This is a genomic window from Roseibium sp. TrichSKD4, assembly GCF_000148725.1.
Lineage (GTDB): Bacteria > Pseudomonadota > Alphaproteobacteria > Rhizobiales > Stappiaceae > Roseibium.
The window spans coordinates 1-1,995 of record NZ_GL476305.1 but is presented as its reverse complement, the minus strand read 5'-3'; the positions used below and the strand labels follow the sequence as shown (position 1 = coordinate 1,995).

Annotated in this window: 1 protein-coding gene and 1 pseudogene; one reads left to right on the top strand and one right to left on the bottom strand. The window is 52.0% G+C overall.

What is annotated here, in order from left to right; translation table 11 throughout:
• Window positions 1-88 precede the first annotated feature (88 nt).
• Window positions 89-1,255, top strand: coding sequence for a glycosyltransferase (locus tag TRICHSKD4_RS04810; protein WP_009466319.1), 1,167 nt, complete (start codon window positions 89-91; stop codon window positions 1,253-1,255).
• 45 nt (window positions 1,256-1,300) lie between these two features.
• Here the strand turns inward: TRICHSKD4_RS04810 and TRICHSKD4_RS27955 are convergent.
• Window positions 1,301-1,995 (bottom strand): annotated as a pseudogene (locus TRICHSKD4_RS27955) (IS3 family transposase); the annotation flags it as partial.

Below are 1,995 nucleotides of genomic sequence, written 5' to 3'. Positions count from 1 at the left end.
GCGCCAGAGACCAATACGACTTACAAAATGTGGCTGAACTCTTTCACGAACGCTTGCTTTGGATTTCTAGACCAGCGGGAACACACTAATGAAGAGTCGTTTGCTTTTCGTGATCGGGAGTTTGGATTACGGCGGAGCCGAACGTCATCTCGTGCGCATTCTACCTGGGCTAGCCAAGACTTGGGATATAACAGTATTCACACTCTCGCATCCAGGGGCACAAGCTGATGAGTTACGTGCGAAAGGTGTGAAGGTTCGATCAAGCTGGCTAGGACCAAAGAAAAACACTGGCAGATTTTACCGAAGCATTCGCCAACTCGGTGCCGTCTCAGCCCTCGTTTGCCATCTTCTGGTGGAACGCCCAAAAATCGTGCATTATTTCCTACCACAGGCATATATGATCGGAGCACCATGCGCATTGCTCCTTGGCATTCGAACACATGTGATGAGTCGTCGAAGCCGCAACTTCTATCAGTCCAAATACCTTTATGTAGCGAAAATCGAGCGCGTTCTGCATCGTTTCATGACGGCGGTATTGGGAAACTCCTTAGAGGTTATCAAGGATTTGCGTTCTGAGGGTGTAGCAGAGTCAAAACTGGGGCTCATCTATAACGCACTTGCACCCGGCGAACTTGCGATTGCCCCGGACAAGAACAGTCGTCGAGATCTTCTTGAGCTTCCAAATGATGCTCTTGTTCTTGTCAAGGTAGCTAATCTCATTCCTTACAAAGGACACCGCGACCTCATTGACGCCCTAGCCCTTGTGGACCGCAATATTCCATGGCACCTATTGTGTATCGGAGGAGATTCTGGAATCCTTGGCGAGCTGCAAGCCCATGCTGAAAAGCTCGGCATTTCTGACCGTATAGTTTGGCTGGGGCGTCGGGCCGATGTCGAACGCTTTCTGAAAATCGCCGATATTGGAGTGCTTGCCTCGCATGAGGAAGGCTTTTCCAACAGTATCCTAGAATATATGGCCGCACAGCTCCCCGTCATCGTGACGCGGGTTGGGGGGGCAGCTGAAGCGATAAAAGACGGTGAGACAGGAATTCTTGTGCCACCGCACAATCCACCTGCCTTGGCCGAAGCAATTGTACGGCTTGCGGATCCTGAGATACGTCGCAGCATGGGGAAAGCCGGTCGTGAGCAACTAATCAGTAAATTTTCTTATGACAAGTGCATTGAGAATTATGAGACCCTTTATCGAAGCTTGATGTCCGGACAAGGTATTCCACCAACTTTGAAGCATGTCTGAATTAATATCTATCTCTCTTGTGACCCTGCCCCTGATCCGGGCCGTTTAAGCGTAGGATCCGTTCACGTTTGTTTCTGATGTTTGGTTTGTGGTCAAGGCCTGCTGAGCGGAGCCATTGCGTAGCTCAAGCGAAGCAGGCCGGTTTGCGATGAGTTGTCTTGCGTAGTCGGCCGGAGCAATCCCACCCAGAGATGTGTGTGGCCTTGTTGTGTTGTAGTCCTTCCTCCAGTTCTCGATGATGGTTTTCGCCTCGGCCAGGTTGGAAAAGAGATTTTCATTCAAACACTCGTCCCGAAGACGCCCGTTGAAGCTTTCCACAAAGGCGTTCTGCATTGGTTTTCCTGGTGCGATGTAGTGCCATTTGATGCCGGTATCCTGACACCAGGCCAACACGGCATGGGAGGTCATTTCCGTTCCATTGTCAGAGACAATCATTTCCGGCTTGCTGCGTTGCCTGATCACGGTGTCGAGTTCGCGCGCCAGACAGTGACCGGTCAACAATGGTCGCCAGAGCCTCTCGGGTGCAGTCATCAACTACACACAACACGCGGAACCGCAGGCCGTCCGACAAAGCATCGGAGACGAAGTCCAGGCTCCACCGCCGATTGACCTTGTCAGAACCAGAATTGGCCGACGCGTGCCAAGAGCTCGCTTGCGCGACCGCCTCCTGCGCATCGCAAGCCCTTCTTCCCGATAGATCCGGAGAGCTTCTTGTGGTTCACCTCAAATCCCTCTCTGGC